The 16,852-nt window shown below is 66.2% G+C and carries 17 protein-coding genes; 10 read left to right on the top strand and 7 right to left on the bottom strand.

The annotated features are described in order from the left end of the window. Positions 1–166: 166 nt before the first annotated feature. Positions 167–604 carry a type II toxin-antitoxin system Rv0910 family toxin gene (locus HH308_RS10265; RefSeq protein ID WP_170194090.1) on the bottom strand — a complete coding sequence of 146 codons (438 nt, stop codon included), beginning with the start codon at positions 602–604 and terminating at the stop codon, positions 167–169. Between HH308_RS10265 and HH308_RS10260 the strand changes: the two genes are divergently transcribed. After that, positions 582–1,169 (top strand): DNA-3-methyladenine glycosylase, encoded by a 588-nt coding sequence (locus HH308_RS10260; protein ID WP_170194089.1) that lies wholly within the window; start codon positions 582–584, stop codon positions 1,167–1,169. The two genes, HH308_RS10265 and HH308_RS10260, sit on opposite strands and share 23 nt — an antisense overlap. 10 nt (positions 1,170–1,179) lie before the next feature. Here the strand turns inward: HH308_RS10260 and HH308_RS10255 are convergent, their stop codons facing one another. The 3 genes from HH308_RS10255 to HH308_RS10245 are packed head-to-tail and all read right to left on the bottom strand — an operon-like array spanning position 1,180 to position 5,088. Next, positions 1,180–1,416, bottom strand: coding sequence for an antitoxin (locus HH308_RS10255; protein ID WP_170194088.1), 237 nt, complete (start codon positions 1,414–1,416; stop codon positions 1,180–1,182). A gap of 49 nt (positions 1,417–1,465) precedes the next feature. Continuing rightward, positions 1,466–3,934, bottom strand: a complete 2,469-nt coding sequence (locus tag HH308_RS10250) for an HAD-IC family P-type ATPase (protein WP_170194087.1) — start codon at positions 3,932–3,934, stop codon at positions 1,466–1,468. After that, positions 3,931–5,088, bottom strand: a complete 1,158-nt coding sequence (locus HH308_RS10245; protein ID WP_170194128.1) for an MBL fold metallo-hydrolase — start codon at positions 5,086–5,088, stop codon at positions 3,931–3,933. The genes HH308_RS10250 and HH308_RS10245 overlap by 4 nt, the downstream gene beginning before the upstream one ends. 138 nt (positions 5,089–5,226) lie before the next feature. Between HH308_RS10245 and HH308_RS10240 the strand changes: the two genes are divergently transcribed. The 3 genes from HH308_RS10240 to HH308_RS10230 are packed head-to-tail and all read left to right on the top strand — an operon-like array spanning position 5,227 to position 8,412. Further along, complete coding sequence (locus HH308_RS10240) at positions 5,227–5,847, top strand: TetR/AcrR family transcriptional regulator (RefSeq protein ID WP_170194086.1); 621 nt, start codon at positions 5,227–5,229, stop codon at positions 5,845–5,847. Next, positions 5,831–7,084, top strand: coding sequence for an alanine racemase (locus HH308_RS10235; protein ID WP_170194085.1), 1,254 nt, complete (start codon positions 5,831–5,833; stop codon positions 7,082–7,084). The genes HH308_RS10240 and HH308_RS10235 overlap by 17 nt, the downstream gene beginning before the upstream one ends. Further along, complete coding sequence (locus HH308_RS10230; RefSeq protein WP_170194084.1) at positions 7,081–8,412, top strand: D-arabinono-1,4-lactone oxidase; 1,332 nt, start codon at positions 7,081–7,083, stop codon at positions 8,410–8,412. Before HH308_RS10235 ends, HH308_RS10230 begins: the two co-directional genes overlap by 4 nt. Before the next feature lie 774 nt (positions 8,413–9,186). Here HH308_RS10230 and HH308_RS10225 read toward each other — a convergent pair. Continuing rightward, complete coding sequence (locus HH308_RS10225; protein ID WP_170194083.1) at positions 9,187–9,918, bottom strand: enoyl-CoA hydratase; 732 nt, start codon at positions 9,916–9,918, stop codon at positions 9,187–9,189. A 45-nt stretch (positions 9,919–9,963) separates the two neighbouring features. Between HH308_RS10225 and HH308_RS10220 the strand changes: the two genes are divergently transcribed. From HH308_RS10220 to HH308_RS10195, 6 genes are all read left to right on the top strand, one after another. Next, positions 9,964–11,106 (top strand): NAD(P)-binding domain-containing protein, encoded by a 1,143-nt coding sequence (locus HH308_RS10220; protein WP_312870517.1) that lies wholly within the window; start codon positions 9,964–9,966, stop codon positions 11,104–11,106. A 101-nt stretch (positions 11,107–11,207) separates the two neighbouring features. Next, positions 11,208–11,525: a helix-turn-helix transcriptional regulator gene (locus HH308_RS10215; protein WP_170194082.1), complete on the top strand. Its 318-nt coding sequence runs from the start codon at positions 11,208–11,210 to the stop codon at positions 11,523–11,525. Next, the gene (locus HH308_RS10210; protein ID WP_170194081.1) at positions 11,522–12,109 is read left to right on the top strand and encodes a hypothetical protein; all 588 of its coding nucleotides are present in this window, start codon (positions 11,522–11,524) and stop codon (positions 12,107–12,109) included. The genes HH308_RS10215 and HH308_RS10210 overlap by 4 nt, the downstream gene beginning before the upstream one ends. Further along, a complete protein-coding gene (locus HH308_RS10205; RefSeq protein WP_170194080.1) occupies positions 12,106–13,005 on the top strand; it encodes an ABC transporter ATP-binding protein in 900 nt (299 codons plus the stop codon). Before HH308_RS10210 ends, HH308_RS10205 begins: the two co-directional genes overlap by 4 nt. Further along, positions 13,002–14,222, top strand: coding sequence for an ABC transporter permease (locus HH308_RS10200; RefSeq protein ID WP_170194079.1), 1,221 nt, complete (start codon positions 13,002–13,004; stop codon positions 14,220–14,222). Before HH308_RS10205 ends, HH308_RS10200 begins: the two co-directional genes overlap by 4 nt. A 73-nt stretch (positions 14,223–14,295) precedes the next feature. Continuing rightward, positions 14,296–14,676 (top strand): hypothetical protein, encoded by a 381-nt coding sequence (locus HH308_RS10195; protein WP_170194078.1) that lies wholly within the window; start codon positions 14,296–14,298, stop codon positions 14,674–14,676. 425 nt (positions 14,677–15,101) lie between these two features. Here HH308_RS10195 and HH308_RS10190 read toward each other — a convergent pair whose 3' ends face one another. Beyond that, positions 15,102–15,467, bottom strand: a complete 366-nt coding sequence (locus HH308_RS10190; RefSeq protein WP_170194077.1) for an FKBP-type peptidyl-prolyl cis-trans isomerase — start codon at positions 15,465–15,467, stop codon at positions 15,102–15,104. 2 nt (positions 15,468–15,469) lie between these two features. Next, the gene (locus HH308_RS10185) at positions 15,470–16,792 is read right to left on the bottom strand and encodes a citrate synthase (protein ID WP_170194076.1); all 1,323 of its coding nucleotides are present in this window, start codon (positions 16,790–16,792) and stop codon (positions 15,470–15,472) included. Positions 16,793–16,852: the final 60 nt, after the last annotated feature.

Raw genomic sequence — 16,852 nt, 5'->3', positions numbered from 1 at the left:
GTCCCGATCGGTCTCCCGACGTACCGAATCGACCGGAGTTCTGCCCGGGGCCGCCGGCGGATCCGGGCAGCCGATGACTGCCGCTATCGGGCCGCCCCGAGTCCTCCGGCGCGGTGTCGTCGCCTGATGAGTGCCGTGCCATGTCTCCCCTACTCCTTGCGCGCGCTCAGCCGAAGGTTTCTCGGAAGCGACGCAGCGACTCTTGCAGGTCACCCTTGGTCGCCATCGTCGCAGCCTTACCCGCCGGGCCGATCATCGCGAGTCCGCCGAGCTCCAAGGTGAAGGTCACATTCGACCCGTCCCCGGTCGGTTTGACCGTCAGCTCGATCTTGGCCTTGACCCCGCCTTTTCCGCTCCCCTTGAACCGCACCTCATGCGGCGGGTCGAATTGCTCGACGACCCAGTCGAAGCGCACGCGGGCGCTCTTGACTTTGACGACCGACGACACTTTGGTACCCGCACGCAGGTCCTGCGGCGCGGGCAGTTCGCTTCGCCAGCCGTCGTGCAGAACCAGCCAGTCGTCGAAGCGCGCCAGATCGCAGGCATACTTCCAGGTATCTTCCGGGGAGAGGTCCACATCAATGGAGTCACTCGTCTTTGCCATGAACGCTGACAATACTGTGATCGACCACGCTCGCGCCCTGTTGGGTACCCGACTCGTCGGGCACGACGCCAGCGTCGTCATCACCGAGGTCGAGGCATACGCCGGCGTCGACGACCCGGCGTCGCACGCATTCACCCGCACCAAGCGCTCAGAAATCATGTATGGCGAGCCGTGGCGCCTCTACGTGTACCGCATCCACACGCATTTCTGCGCCAACATCGTCACCGGCCCCACCGAACAAGCGGCCGCGGTGCTGATCCGGGCTGGGCGGGTCGTCGACGGTGTCCGGGTCGCGCAGGAACGTCGCGGCAGCGTCGACGACGTGCAGCTGGCCCGCGGCCCCGGCAACCTCACCAAAGCCCTGGGGATCAACCTCGACGACCTCGGCACCGACCTGCACGATCCGACGCCGGTATACCTCGACGCCGGCGTCGAATCGATCCCCGACGCCGGCATCAGCGCCGGGCCACGAGTCGGCGTGCGACTCGCGGCGCAGCGTCCCTGGCGGTTCTGGATCACCGACGATCCGACGGTGTCGGCGTATCGGCGTCACCCCAAGGCGTGAGGCGCGGAGCCTACTTGTTCTCTTCGTCTGCCTTCGGTTGTTCGACCTTCGCTTCGTCGGCCTTCGGCTCGTCGGCTTTCTGCTGCTCGGCGCCGACGGCCTTCTTGATGGCTTCCTGTGCCTTGTCGACCTGGCCCGCGTACTTGCCGCCGGTCACCTGGTCGAGGGCGTCGCCGCCCTTGTCGACCAGACCTGGGTTGTTCTGCAGCGTGTTCTTGGCGGTATCGATCAAGCCTTTGAAATCCATTGCCGGTCCCTTCCTACGCGAAGGCTTGCCCTTCGCACCGCTGACGAGTTTATGCCGTCCGGGCCGCGATGATGCGGGGCAACACCCGCGAGGTGACCTCCACCGCCGCGATACCCGCCGCCGCGCAGATGAGCGCCACCGAGTTCATCGCCCAGTTGGTCGAGTCGAGTTTGAACATGTGCTGGGTGAACGGCCACGCGAAGATGATCAGGTACGCGCCCACCGAGATCGCCAGCAGCACCAGCTTCCACCAGGTGTAGGGCCGGGCCACGACCGCCAGCACGTAGACGGCGACGGCGATCAGCGTCATCAGCGCCGCGGTCGACGCCTGGGTCTGACTCTGGGTGAGGGTCACCGGGTTGTCACCGCCGAGCGCCACCCCCGTGCCGCCGGGATTGACGAGAAGGTAGGTGACGAACGTCGAGATGCCGACGATGAGTCCGTTGGGAACGGCCTGTGTCAGCACGCGTCGCACGAATCCGGTTCGGGCGCGTTCATTGTTGGGCGCCAACGAGAGAACGAACGCCGGGATGCCGATCGTGAACCATGCGGAGATCGTGACGTGAATCGGCTGGAAGGGGTAGCTCAACGAGTCGAAACCGAAGAGCTTCGCCGCCATGCCGCCGATTCCGACGAGCAGTGCGAGGAACACCGCGTACACCGTCTTGGTGAGGAACAGGTTGGAGACGCGTTCGATGTTGCCGATCACCCGCCGCCCCTCGCCGACGACGTAGGGCAGCGTCGCAAACTTGTTGTCCAGCAACACGATCTGCGCGACCGAACGGGCCGCCGAACTACCCGACCCCATCGCGACGCCGATGTCGGCGTCTTTGAGGGCCAGCACGTCGTTGACGCCGTCGCCGGTCATCGCCACGGTGTTGCCCCGCGACTGCAGCGCGGTGACCATGGCGCGTTTCTGGTCCGGGCGCACCCGGCCGAAGGTCACGCCGTGCTCCACTGCGTCGGCGAGTTCGCTTTCGTCGGTGGGCAATTCGCGGGCGTCCACCGAGGTGTCGACGTTGCCCAGCCCGAGCGACTGCGCCACCGCACCCACCGAGCGGGCGTTGTCGCCGGAGATCACCTTGACGTCGACGCGCTGCGAGGCGAAATAGTCGAGCGTGTCGCGAGCGTCCTCGCGGACCCGCTGTTCGAGGACGACCAGTCCGGCCGGTTGCAGCGTTCCGGGCACCGTGGTGTCGCCCGCGGGCTCGGCGTCGACCGGCACATCGGTCCGCGCGAGCAACAGCACGCGCAGTCCGGACTCACCGATTTCCGTTGCGGCACGGGCGGTTTCGCTGTCGGGATCGAGCAGGATATCGGGTGCGCCGATCAGCCAGTTGCCCGCATCGGTGCCCGCGGCGTCGTCGCGGAACGACATTCCGCTCCACTTCTTCGCGGAGCTGAACGGCATGACCGCGGTCGTCGACCAGCCAGGCGCGTCGGGGTAGGCCTCGGCGATCGCCGCAACGCTGGCATTGGGCCGCGGATCGTGAGCGGCCAACGCGGCCAACACCTTTCGCAGGTCGTCGACGGACACGGTGTTCCCCGGTGCCGGGGTGACCTCCGACAGCCTCATCCCGTTCTCGGTGAGCGTGCCGGTCTTGTCGGCACAGACGACGTTCACGCGCGCGAGCCCCTCGATGGCCGGCAGTTCGTTGACGAGGCACTGTCGTTGACCCAACCGCACCACGCCCACGGCGAATGCGATCGAGGTCATCAGCACCAGCCCCTCGGGGACCATCGGCACCAGCGCCGCGACCATTCCGAGAATCGATTCGCGCCACCCGCTTCGGCTGATGAACAGCTGGTTGACGATGGTGAGAATGCCTGCCGGAATGAGCAGCCAGGTGATCACCTTGAGGATCTGGTCGATGCCGCTGCGCAGCTCGGAGGCCACCAGGGTGAACTTCGACGCCTCCGCGGCCAGCTGAGCGGCATAGGCGTCGGCGCCGACCTTGGTCGCGCGATATGCGCCGATGCCGGACACCACGAAGCTTCCGGACATGATCGGATCGCCGGGTGCCTTGTCGACGGCATCGGCCTCGCCGGTGAGCAGCGATTCGTCGATGTCGAGCGCACCGGATTCGACGGTCACACCGTCGACGACGACCTGATCGCCCGGACCGATCTCGATGATGTCGTCGAGCACGATCTCGCCGGGCGCCACGTCGACGGTCACCCCGTCGCGGCGCACCGTGGGGCGGGTCTGCCCGACGATGGCGAGTTTGTCGAGGGTGCGTTTGGCGCGGATCTCCTGGATGATGCCGATGCCGCTGTTGGCGATGATCAGCAGACCGAAGAGCCCGTTGATGAACGAGCCGGTGACGGCGACGAGGACGAACAACGTGCCGAGCAGCGCATTGATGCGGGTGAAGATGTTGGCGCGCACGATGTCGGCGACCGAACGACCGGAACGGTCGGGGACGGTGTTGACCTTGCCTTCGGAAATCCGTTGCGCCACTTCGGCTGCCGTGAGCCCCGAGTTCGGCGTGTCCTGCACCAGCAGGTCCTCGGTCATGCCGAGCGCTCCCACCAGTCGGGCTGGACGGTACCCGAACCGGTGCGGGTGACCAGGTCGACGTCGCCGCCCGGCTGCGGCGTCAGCACGGTCACCGATTCGCTTGCCGCACCGCGCAGTACGCGCGCGATCGGATCGCCCCAGTCGTGCCGCGCCAGGTTGAAGGTGCCCCAGTGGATCGGGAGCAGCGCGGCGTCGGATCCGAGTTCGGCGGAGAGCATGCGGTGCACCTGCACCGCCTCTTCGGGGTTGATGTGGATGTCGGGCCACAGTACGTCGTAGGCGCCGATCGCGATGATCGTCAGATGGAACGGCCCCAGCTTCGCCCCGACGTCGGCGAAGCCCTCGGTGAATCCGGTGTCACCGGAGAAGAACACTCGATGCTCGCGGCCCACGATCGCCCAGCTCGCCCACTGAGTCAGGTTTCGGGACAGTCCCCGGCCGGAGAAATGCCGGGCCGGCGTCGCGGTGAAGGTCAGCGGGCCGCCGGCCGCGGCGACCTCGACCGAACCGTGCCAGTCGGTCTGGCGGATCCGCGACGCCGGAATACCCCAGCTCAGCAGGTGCGCCCCGACCCCGATCGGCGCGACGAACACGGCGTCGGGCTGGGTGGCGGCCAATTCGATCACGCTCGACATGTCGAGGTGGTCGTAATGATCGTGGCTGATCAGCACGACGTCGAGCTTGGGCAGTTCGGCGATCGAGCAGGGCGCCGGGTGCATCCGGCCCGGTCCGACCAGCTGCGACGGTGAGCAGCGTCGGGAGAACACCGGGTCGGTGAGGACTCGCGAACCGTCGATCTCTACGAGCGACGTCGCGTGGCCGAGCCAGGTGACAGCGAGATCGCGCGCCTGATGCGCGAAGTCGGGGGTGGTCACGATGATCGGGTGCGCGGGGCGGCCCGGGCGTCGAAGCATGTCGCCGAGGGCGCCCGCGGGACTTCCCTCGACGGGCATCGGCGGCTCCAGATTGCCGAAGCGGCCGTCTTGGAGGAACGGAGACCCCGCCACGTGCGGCGCGATCTGCGCCTCGGAAGCGCCCAGCGCCTGCGCCGGAGCGACGCCGCGCGCGGCCAGGCCCGCGGTCAAGGTGGTTGCCGCTCGCGAACCGTAGGCGGCGGCCTGCGCCAAAGTAGATGTACTCACCTCAACCAGAGTAACGACGCTCGACCGCAGAGACGGTTAGTCTCCGGGCGTGGCGGCATCGGGATAGGATTTATCACGAAGCGATCACAGGTCGATTCCGAAAATCCAACGCTCGACGCCGGACCAGCAAAGGGAGATCGTAGCCACATGACCAGGATGTCGGTGGAGGAACGGCGTTCGGCGCTCGTCAACGCGGCCTATCGGGTCATCGCCGATCTCGGCGTCGAAGGCGCCACCACACGGCGCATCTGCGCCCAGGCCGGAATGCCGCTGGCCAGTTTTCATTACGCGTTCGAGAGCCGGACCGCATTGCTGCGGGCCGTGATCGACACCGCGGTGCCGTACGACCTGTCGCGGGTCCTCGACGCCATCTCCCCGGAGACCAACCCCGAGGGCATCGGCGTGGAACATCTGCGCGCCAACATGCATGAGAATCTCGAGACCTTCTACGCGATGCTGCGCGCCGACCCGGGCCGCATGCAGGCCACCATCTCGCTCGGCATCTACGCCCACAATCATCCCGAACTCGACGACGCCGGGAAGATCATGTACGAGCGGCTCTACAAGATCGCGGGCGACGGGCTGAAAGTGGGTGCGGCACGCGCCGGAATGACCTTCGACGTGGACGTGAGCGACCTCGCCCCGCTGATGATCGCGACCACCAACGCCATCACCCTGACCTACTTGAGCACCGCCGACGACAAGGTGGTGCGACAACTGATCACCGCCGTCGTCAATGTGATGATTTCTCATGCCCAACTCCTGTGACGAGCTGTGGCAGCGCGACCCGGAGACCTACTGGCGCAGCATCGACGCCGCCGCTCGCGCCGCACGGCTCGACTCGCCCGCGCTGGTGATCGACCGTCTTGCGCTGGAGCACAACATCGCTGATCTTCGACGCCGCGCGGGCGGGGTCCCCATCCGCGTCGCCAGCAAGTCAGTTCGGGTGCGCTCGGTGATCGGCGACATCCTCGATCGGGACGGGTTCGCCGGGGTACTCGCCTACTCCGTCGACGAGGCCCGTTGGCTCGCAACCGAACTCGACGTGCCCGACGTCCTCATGGGATACCCGACGACGTCGCGCGGAGCCATCGGGCGCCTCATCGCCGACGACACCGCTCGCGAACGGGTGACCCTGCTCGTCGACTCCGCCGCACAACTCGACCTCATCGACTCGGTGGTCTCCCCCGGCCGGCGCGGGGCGGTGCGCATCGCGATCGACCTCGACGCATCGTTGCGCTTCGTCTTCGGGCTGGTGCACATCGGGGTGCGCCGGTCGCCGGTGCACCGGGTGTCCGACGCCGCGTCGCTCGCTCGCACCATCGCCCATCGGCCGGGCTTCTCGCTGGTCGGCGTCATGTCGTATGAAGCCCAGGTCGCGGGCGTCGGCAACGGCGTCGACGGCGCCGACCTGAAGAACCGGATCGTCGGGGTGATGCAGGATCAGTCGATGTCGGAGCTGCGGCGACGCCGGGGCGCGGCCATCGCCGCCATTCGCGAGCACGCCGACCTGCACTTCGTCAACGCCGGCGGCACGGGTTCGCTCGAGGAGACGGCGAAAGACGCGTCGGTCACCGACATCGCCGCGGGCAGCGGATTCTTCGGTGGGCATCTGTTCGACAACTATCGGCACTTCCGCCCCGCTCCGGCGATGGCGTTCGGCCTCGACGTGGTCCGCCGACCCGCGCGCAACATCGTCACCTGTTTGGGCGGCGGCTGGGTGGCGTCGGGTCCGGCGGCCCCCGACCGGCTACCGAAACCCGTTTGGCCGCAAGGTCTTTCCTATATCGGAACCGAAGCGGCCGGCGAGGTCCAGACGCCGTTGCGGGGCGACGCCGCCCGCGCCGTCGGCATCGGCGATCGCGTATGGTTTCGTCATACCAAGTCGGGCGAAGCGGCCGAACACGTCAACGAGGTCGCGATCATCGACCGCGACGCCGACGGCGGACCCCGCGTCGCCGACGTGGTGCCGACCTATCGGGGCGAGGGAAAGAGCTTCCTGTGACTTCACGTGATTCGGCGGGCACGACCGGGCGGTGGCGCAACTGGGGCGCCACCGCGACCGCCGACCCGGTATCGGTGCGTCGGCCGAGGTCGCACGCCGACGTCGCGCAGCTGATCGTCGATGCCCGCTCGCACGGCTTGGCGGTCAAACCGATCGGCGCCGGGCACAGCTTCTCACCGATCGCGGTGGCGCCGGGGGTACAGGTGACGTCGGAGAACCTGCGCGGACTGCGCACCGTCGACGTCGACGCGGCCCGCGTGACCGTCGGCGCCGGTACCCACCTGTATGAAATGCCGAAACTGCTTGCGCCGCATGGCCTCGCGATGCCCAATCTGGGAGACATCGACAAGCAGACACTGGCCGGGGCGACGTCGACCGGCACCCATGGCACCGGCAAGGCCTTCGGCGGGATCTCGACGCAGATCGTCGGCGCGACGCTGGTCGACGGCACCGGGACCGTCCGGCAGATCGACTCCGCCGACCCGGACCTCAAGGCCGTCGCCCTGGGGCTCGGCGCCCTGGGCATCGTCACCGAGGTGACCCTGCAATTGGTCCCGGCATTCACGTTGACCGCCGTCGAAGCACCCGGCCACGTGGAGGAGGTACTGGAAGCGTTCGGCGACAACGTCGCTCACCACGATCACTACGAGTTCTACTGGTTCCCGCACACCGAGTGCACGCTGACCAAGACCAACACTCGCGGGCCCGCGGACGCGGCGTCGTCGGGGCCGGGGAAGGTGCGTCGTTACATCGACGACGAACTGTTGAGCAACGGCATGTTCGGCGCGTTGTGCGCGATCGGCGCACGGTGGCCCCGCGTCGTTCCGGCGTTCAATCAGATTGCCGGACGGGCACTTTCGGCGCGAACGATGACCGACGTGTCGACGTCGGTGTTCACCTCGCAGCGTAGTGTGCGCTTCCGCGAGATGGAGTACGCAATCCCGCTCGACGCCGTGCCCGCGGCACTGCGCGAGGTGCGGTCGATGATCGAACGGCGCGGTTATCGAGTCAGTTTCCCGATCGAGGTGCGCGCGGCGGCCGCCGACGATCTGATGCTGTCCACGGCGTCGGGTCGGGTGAGCGGATACATTGCGGTACACCGGTATTCGGGTGATTCCCGCGCTGACGCGCAGGCCTACTTCGACGACGTCGAGGCGATCATGGTCGGGCACGAGGGCCGCCCCCACTGGGGCAAGATGCACACCCGCGACGCCGACTACCTCCGCGGCGTCTACCCGCGCTTCGACGAATTCCTAGCCGTCCGTGAGCGTTTCGACCCCGATCGCGTGTTCACCAATCCCTATCTGGAGCGGGTCCTGGGACGGTAGGGGCCGGCGCTCCTCGGGTGCCGAGGCGAATAAGCCCCCGCTCCCCGAGTACCGAAGCGAGGAACGAGCCAGCCCCCGCTCTCCGAGTGCCGAAGCGAGGAACGAGCCAGCCCCCGCTCCCCGAGTGCCGAAGCGAGGAACGAGCTTCGGTGTAACGAGGGGCCAGCAAGACAAAGAACCCAAACCGACCACCCCGCTCCCCGAGTGTCGAAGCGAGGAACGAGCTTCGGTGTAACCGCTGTGCTGAGTGACCGCGAGGCACGAGCGGTCGTACCGAAGTAGAGGGGTCTGGTGAGCCGAAAGACCAACCGGGGAACGAGCCACGCCCGCTCCCCGAGCCTGGATCCACCGATGGCACCCGCTCCGCTGGTTGAGCCGGTCCGAGGCGCTAGCCGAGGTCCGTGTCGAAACCACGGTGACGCAACAGGTTTCGCGCGACAGTGCATTTCGCGTTCCGATCGCGGTGATCCTCTCCAGCCGCGCACTCAGCAGGTGCATTCGACGGTTGCGCTGATGCTGCCGTCCTGGTCAGCCACGAATCACCGAAATCTGTTGTCTCACCGTGGTTTCGACACGCTCGTCGCTAACGCTCCTCGCGGCTCAACCAGCGGATAGGGCCTGCCATCGGTGGATCCAGGCCGAGTGGTAGAGGGGAGTCGAAAACCCAACAGTGGAACGAGGAAACGAAGCAGACCCGACAACTACCGCTTAACCCGAACGGAATTTCCGTTCGGGTTAAGCCATTTCGTTCGGGTGGAGCGCTGTCGGCCGCAACTACCTCCCCTCGAAGACCGGCACCCGCTTCTCGGCGCGCGCCGCTCGCCCCTCGGCCAGATCCGCGCTCTGCCATGCCTTGAGCATCGCGTCCCGACGGTCCCGCGGCGCTTCGTCACGCGCACCGTCGCCGTTGAGCACCAACTTGTAATGCTGCAGGGTCAGCGGTGCGAGTGCCGCGATAGTCGCGGCCCAGTGCTGAGCGTCGGCCAGGTCGCCGATGCGGTTGGCGAAGCCGAGGTCGTGCGCGCGGTCGGCCGACAGCGGCTCGCAACCGATCAGCATGCCGCGCGCCTGGCCCGAGCCGACCAGCGAGACGAGTCGACGAATCGTCCATTCATCCACTGCCACACCGATTTTCGCTGCGGGAATGCCTGCGAGCGCGTCGGGCGACATCACGCGCAGGTCGGCCGCCATCGCCAATTGCAAACCGGCGCCCAGTGCGGCACCGTTGAGCGCCGCGATCACCGGCACCGGGGTCGACTCGATCTGCTGCAGCATCGCGACCAGCTTCTCCAGGAACACCGGGTCGTAGACGGGCCCCGACAGATCCGCTCCGGCACTGAACACGTTGCCGCGGCCGGTCAACACGATCGCCCGGGTGCCGTCGGCGGCAGCGGTGGCGAATGCGTCGGCGAGTTGGACCACCATCTCCTCGTTCAACGCATTGCGCTTGCTTTCCCGGGCCAGCTCGATCGTCGTGACGGAATCAGTACTTGAGCTAAAAATCATGGGCAACAACCTACCCTGCCGCGCGGCATGCCACAGTGAGTAACTGTGATCGCAGATGCACTAATCGACATCGACTCCGCGTCCCGGCCGCTCCCCGATTCCGACGTTCTCGTCATCGGCGGTGGTCAGGCCGGCCTGTCGGGTGCGTACTACCTGCAACACTTCGGGCTCACCGGCCGCTATCAGTTGCTCGACGCCGCCGCACACCCAGGCGGGGCATGGCAGTTTCGATGGCCGACGCTGACCCTGGCGGGCGCCAACCGAGTGCACGACCTTCCCGGATTCGGCTTGATCGAGGCCCTCGGCGAAAGCGAGGTGCACGACGGAACAGTCAAGGCATCGAGTGCCGTGCCGCGCTACTACTCGATGTACGAGGACAAGTTCAGCCTCGCCGTCCACCGCCCGTTTCGGGTCCGGTCGGTCCGGCGCGACGACACCGGATTCGTCACCACGCTGTCCGACGGTTTCGACATCACCTCCCGCACGCTCATCAATGCGACCGGCACCTGGGAACGACCATTCGTCCCGCACGTCCCCGGCATCGAAGAATTCGCCGGCCGACAGCTGCACACGCATGACTACTCGGGGCCGGCGGAGTTCGCGGGCAAGCGAATCCTGGTGGTCGGTGCGGGCATTTCGGCAGTGCAGCTGCTCATCGAGATCGCCCGCAATGCGCCTGGCGCACAGACATTTTGGACGTCACGGACCGAGCCGACCTTCGGCTCACCGGACTTCAGCCCGGACCGCGGCCGCGAAGCCGTCGCTCGGGTGGAGCAGCGGGTGCGGGCCGGGCTCCCGCCGACGTCGGTCGTGTCGGTGACCGGGTTGCCGCTGACGCCCGCGATCGCCGACGCCCGGGCCGACGGAATCCTGTCGGACTGGCGGCCGATGTTCGGGCGGATCACGCCGACCGGCGTCGCCTGGGATTGCGGGGCACTCGCGGGTAAGACGCTCGACGTCGACGTGATCTTCTGGAACACGGGGTTTCGGAGTTCACTCGATCATCTCTCGCCGCTGCGGTTGCGCGGCCCGGGTGGCGGAATCGTCATGACCGGCCGCCTGGCGACCACCGTCGAATCCGATCCCCGCATCCAGTTGATCGGGTACGGGCCGTCGGCGTCGACGATCGGTGCGAATCGCGCGGGCCGCGAGGCCGCCCGAAATATCGCGGCGTTCCTGGCGGCCTGAGTACGCGATGACTGCGTTTCCGGGCCGACTCCTCCCGATCCGTGATCATCGCTAATAATTTCCCATTGACATACTGTTGTGTTTTCACAACACTATGATCTGTGAGTCCAGTAAGACGTGGGGAGAAGCTTCCCATCTACAACCGCATCGCGGTGTTGCGCGCGGAGCGGTCGATGTCGCGCGCGCAGCTCGCCGAACTGGTCGACGTCAACGTCCAATCAGTCGGCGCACTCGAACGCGGCGACAACTACCCCAGTCTCGACCTCGCCTTTCGCATCTGTGCCGTCTTCACGCTGCCGGTCGAGGCGGTCTTCAGTCGAACCCCGTTCGGCGCCATGTCGGCCGAGTTGTACGGGCGCACAAACGAGTCACCCGCCGTCGCCCCGCCCACCGATCGTGTGAAAGGTGCATCGCAATGACGACCGATCCGCATTCCCCACTCCCCGACGTCAGTCCCCCGCAGGTGTGGCGCCGGTACGACTGCTGGCGCGCGCGCCGCCATGACGCGTTCGCCAGAAAGCACGGCCACCGACTGCCGAACTGGCACAACCGCCGCGGTGCCCGACGCGCCGTCGCCGCTCTGTGCATCAGCCTCGCCTACATCGGCGTCAGTGCCGTATTGGCGTTCTTCACCTGGTGGTTCGCCGTCCCCTTCGCCATCGGCCTGATCGGCTGCATCGCGTCGCAGTACGCGGTGCGGATCGTGTCCGGGTCGGTCGCCGACACCCCCGCCGCAGCTCTCGACGAATTGCAGTTGGCTCAGCGAAACGCGGCGCGCTCAATGAGTTTCGGCATTCTGGTGGCCCTGATGTTCATTCCGTACTTCATTCTCGTCACCTTGTCGGGACGCTACAGCGACGGCGTACCACCGCAATTCGTCTACGGCACCGCCATCACCCTGATCACACTTCTGCTGATCGGCACCATGATTCCCACCATCCTCACCGCGTGGTGGACCCACGACCCCGACGACGACGTCGACCCGAAAGGCGACTACCGATGACCGAGGCTCTACACATCCGCAACCTATCCAAACGATACGGCGATCTCGTTGCGCTGCAAGATGTTTCGTTCAGCGTCGCGCCCGGCGAGATCTTCGGATTCGTCGGTAGCAATGGCGCGGGAAAGTCGACGACGATGCGCATCGTCCTCGGAGTACTGTCCGCCGACGCGGGCAGCGTCGCCGTCGGCGACACCGCGATCGACTTCTCCACCCGCCGACGCATCGGGTACATGCCCGAGGAACGCGGCCTCTACCCCAAGATGAAGGTCGGCCAGCAATTGTCGTATCTTGCTCGGCTGCACGGATTTTCACCGTCGGACGCCGCAGCGAGCGTCACCCGCTGGACTGAACGGCTCGGCGTGGCCGAGCGTATCGACGACAATGTGGCGGACCTGTCACTGGGCAATCAACAGCGCGTGCAGCTCGCCGCCGCGCTCGTACACGACCCCGACGTACTTGTCCTCGACGAACCGTTCTCCGGACTCGACCCGGTCGCCGTCGACGTCATGAGCGCCGTCCTGCGCGAGAAGGCGCAATCCGGTGTGCCGGTGATCTTCTCATCGCATCAACTCGACCTGGTGCAGCAACTCTGCGACCGCGTCGGTGTCATCGTCAAGGGCGGCATGCGCGCCGTCGGCACCGTTGCCGAGTTGCAGTCGGGTCACGGCGCAATCCTCGAAATCGTCGGCCCGCCGGCGACTCTCGACTGGACGAGCGGATTGCGCGGCATCGTCGACGTCGCCCACGACGGTCCGACCACCCGGCTGACCCTCGACCTCGCCGTCGCCGACGACCAGCAGATCTTGCACGCCGCGTTGGCCGCGGGGCCGGTGCATCAGTTCCGAACCAGCAAACCCAGTCTGACCGAGATCTTCCGGGAGGTAGTGTCGGCATGAACGCACGAACCGCGATTTACCTTGTGGCACAACGTGAAATCGTCACGCGCGCGAAGACCCGATCATTCGTGGTCACCACCGGGCTGATGATGATCATCATCGTCGTCGGCGCCGTCGTGCTGGCCGCGGTCACCGGCGGCGACGACCGGCAGCGGGTCGGCGTCACCGGCGACCCGGCGTCGAACGTCTCCGCGATCGGCCAGGCGCTGCCGAACGTTGGTGACCGACTCGGCGTACCGATCGACGTGATCAAGGTCGACGACGCCGCGCAAGCGCGATCCAGAGTGGCCGCGGGTGACCTCGACGCCGCCGTCATCGCCACGTCGGCGACGACCTTCATCACAGTCAGCAAGAATCAGATCGACGCCAAGCTCGACGGCGCGATACGCGGCACCATCGACTCCGTGGGCCTGACCACCGCGCTGGCGCAGCGCGGCGTCGACGCGAACTCCCTTGCGCGAGTGTCGATCACGGCGCAACAAACCACGCCGCGCAAGGCCGACGCCGACCAGCGCATCGTGATGGCGCTCGTCGGCACCATCCTGCTGATGTTCGCCGTCATGACCGGCGGCTCGATGGTGGCGGTAGGCGTCGTCGAAGAGAAGACCTCACGCGTCGTCGAAATTCTGCTCGCCACCATCAAGCCGCTGCATCTGCTGTGGGGCAAGATTCTGGGCATCGGCGCGATCGCGCTGGCACAGGTCCTGATTCTCGGCGCCACCGCGGTGATCGCCGGCACCGCGACCGGATTGCTCACGCTGCCGGCATTGGCGGGCGGAGTCTTCGCCGCGGTGCTCGTGTGGTTCCTGCTCGGCTTCGTCTTCTTCGCGACGCTCTACGCCGCGACCGGCGCCCTGGTGTCACGCCAGGAGGAACTCAACTCGAGTTCGGCGCCGTTGACGATTCTGGCGCTGGCCGTCGTGTACTCGGCGACGTTCGGCATCAATGCGCTCGACTCGACATTCATCAAGACGCTCAGTTGGATACCCCCGTTCAGTGCGGCGTTGATGCCGATGAGGGTGGCGACGGGTGACACGGATGCCGCGCAGATCGCCGGAACCCTGGTACTGATGATCCTCGCGTGTGCGGCCGCGGCGTGGATCGCGGCCCGGATCTATCAGCGATCGATCCTGCGAACCGGGTCGCGTGTCCGCTGGGGCGAGGCGTTGCGATCCCCGCGCGCCGATATGTCGTCGCGAGGTGGCAAGATTAGCTAGCCATCGCAATGCGATGTACGCAATACTTCATGCAGCTACGTGACAGTAACCACAGGTAAGTGAGGATCATAAGATGCGCAAATGGATGATCTGCGGTGCAGCCGCGGCCGCCGTCGCGTTCGGTGCCGGCTCGATCGCCGCGGCCGGCGCATCTGCTGCGACGCGGGGCGACACCATCACCTTCGAGGCGACGTCGGACACGACGTTCGGCACGATCTCCTATTTCAACGGCGCAAACATCCTGCATCAGCAACACGACTTCAAGCTCAGCGAGAAGGGCGCCGATGGCCTGTACCACCGCACCATCTCGTTCCCCAGCGTGTCGCCGCAACAGATTCTGTCGGTGCGCGTGCAGAGCGAAGGCTCCACCGCCAAATGCGTGATCAAGGTCAACGGCAAGGTCCACAGCCGCGGCGTCGCACACGGATTCCGCGCGTCAGCGCTGTGCACGTAGCGCTCCCGAGTACCGAAGCGAACTTGCGCCCCCGCTCCCCGAGTGCCGAAGCGAGCTCGCGAGCTTCGGTGTAACGAGGGGTCCGGTGACCCGATCTCCCCAACCCGACCACCTCGGCCTGATGCTGAAAGCAGCACGCCCACATGACTTTTCGGTAGCGTTGGGTTCTTCGTCGCACCTACCCCTCGTTACACCGACGCTCGTGCCTCGCCTCGGCACTCGGGGAGCGAGGTGGACACCGACGCTCGCGAGCTCGGCACTCGGGGAGCGAGGTGGACACCGACGCTCGCGAGCTCGGCACTCGGGGACCGAAGTGACACACCGACGCTCGCACCTCGGCACTCGGGAACCGCGGTGGCCACAACAAGCGAAGCCCCGAACGGAGATCCGTTCGGGGCTTTCGTCGGTGATCCGACAGGACTACGCTAGCTGGCGCCCAGCAGGTCGATGACGAATACCAGGGTCTTGCCGGACAGGCGGTGGCCTGCACCGGCCGGGCCGTAGGCGAGCTCCGGCGGAACGGTCAGCCGACGTCGGCCGCCGACCTTCATGCCGGGGATGCCTTCCTGCCAGCCTGGGATGAGTCGGTTCAGTGGGAAGTTCGCGGACTGACCGCGGTCCCAGGACGAATCGAACTCCTCGCCGGTCTCGTACTCGACGCCGACGTAGTGCACGTCGACGACGCCGCCACGCTGGGCTTGCGCGCCGTCACCTTCGATGAGGTCGACGATTTGCAACTCGGTGGGCGCGGGGCCTTCCGGGAACTCGACTTCGGGCTTCTCGTTTGCCATGACTAGCGGTCTCCCATCGCGACGAAGTCGCGCTCGGTGTAGCCGGTGTAGAGCTGACGCGGGCGGCCGATCTTGGTGGTCGGGTCGTTGTGCATCTCACGCCAGTGCGCGATCCAGCCGGGCAGCCGGCCGAGCGCGAACAGCACGGTGAACATGCGTGTCGGGAAGCCCATCGCACGGTAGATGACACCGGTGTAGAAGTCGACATTCGGGTACAGGCGACGCTCGATGAAGTAATCGTCGTGCAGCGCAACCTCTTCGAGGCCTTTGGCGATGTCGAGCAGATCGTCCTGGACGCCGAGCGAGGCGAGGATCTGATCGGCGGTCTTCTTGACGATGGCCGCGCGGGGGTCGTAGTTCTTGTAGACGCGGTGCCCGAAGCCCATCAGCTTCACACCGTCTTCCTTGTTCTTGACCCGGTTCATGAAGGCCTTGGTGTCGCCACCGGATGCCTTGATCTCGTCGAGCATCTCCAGGACCGCCTGGTTGGCGCCACCGTGCAGCGGACCCCACAGGGCGTTGATGCCGCCGGAGATCGACGTGAACAGATTGGCCTGGCTCGATCCGACGAGGCGGACCGTCGACGTCGAACAGTTCTGTTCGTGGTCGGCGTGCAGGATGAACAGCATGTCGAGGGCCTTGGCGACCTCGGGGTTCACCTCGTAGGGCTCGGCCGGGAAGCCGAAGGTCATCCGCAGGAAGTTCTCCACCAGATTGAACGAGTTGTCCGGGTAGAGGAACGGCTGGCCGACCGACTTCTTGTACGCGTACGCCGCGATAGTCGGGAGCTTGGCGAGCAGCCGGATGGTCGAGAGTTCGACCTGCTCGGGCACCTTGGGGTCGAGCGAATCCTGGTAGTACGCGCTGAGTGCGTTGACCGCCGACGACAGGACCGGCATCGGGTGCGCATTGCGCGGGAAGCCGTCGAAGAACCGCTTGAGATCCTCGTGAAGCAGCGTGTGCCGCTGAATCCGCTCGGTGAAATCGTCGAGCTGTGCCTGCGACGGCAGCTCACCGTAGATCAACAGGTAACTGACCTCGATGAACGTCGAGCGTTCGGCGAGCTGGTCGATCGGGATGCCCCGATACCGCAGAATGCCGGCGTCGCCGTCGATGTAGGTGATGGCCGACTTGGTCGACGCCGTGTTGACGAAGCCTCCGTCGAACGTCGTCAGACCGGTCTTGGACAGCAGATTACCCAACGCGACCGAATCACTGCCTTCGGTGGCTTCCAGAATCGGCAGCTCCAGCTGTCCACCGGGGTAGGTGAACGTCGCTGAGGGACTGACGGACGCCTGGTCAGCTGGGACTGTTTCAGCAGACACACGAACCCCTTTACTCAGGTGAGAGTTGCAAGATACAAAGTAGCCTTTCACCCGAATCGA

This window comes from Gordonia asplenii, assembly GCF_012933505.1.
In the GTDB taxonomy this organism is placed as follows: Bacteria; Actinomycetota; Actinomycetes; order Mycobacteriales; family Mycobacteriaceae; genus Gordonia; species Gordonia asplenii.
Note: the sequence above shows the minus strand (reverse complement) of the source record. Positions and strands in the feature narration are given on the sequence as shown.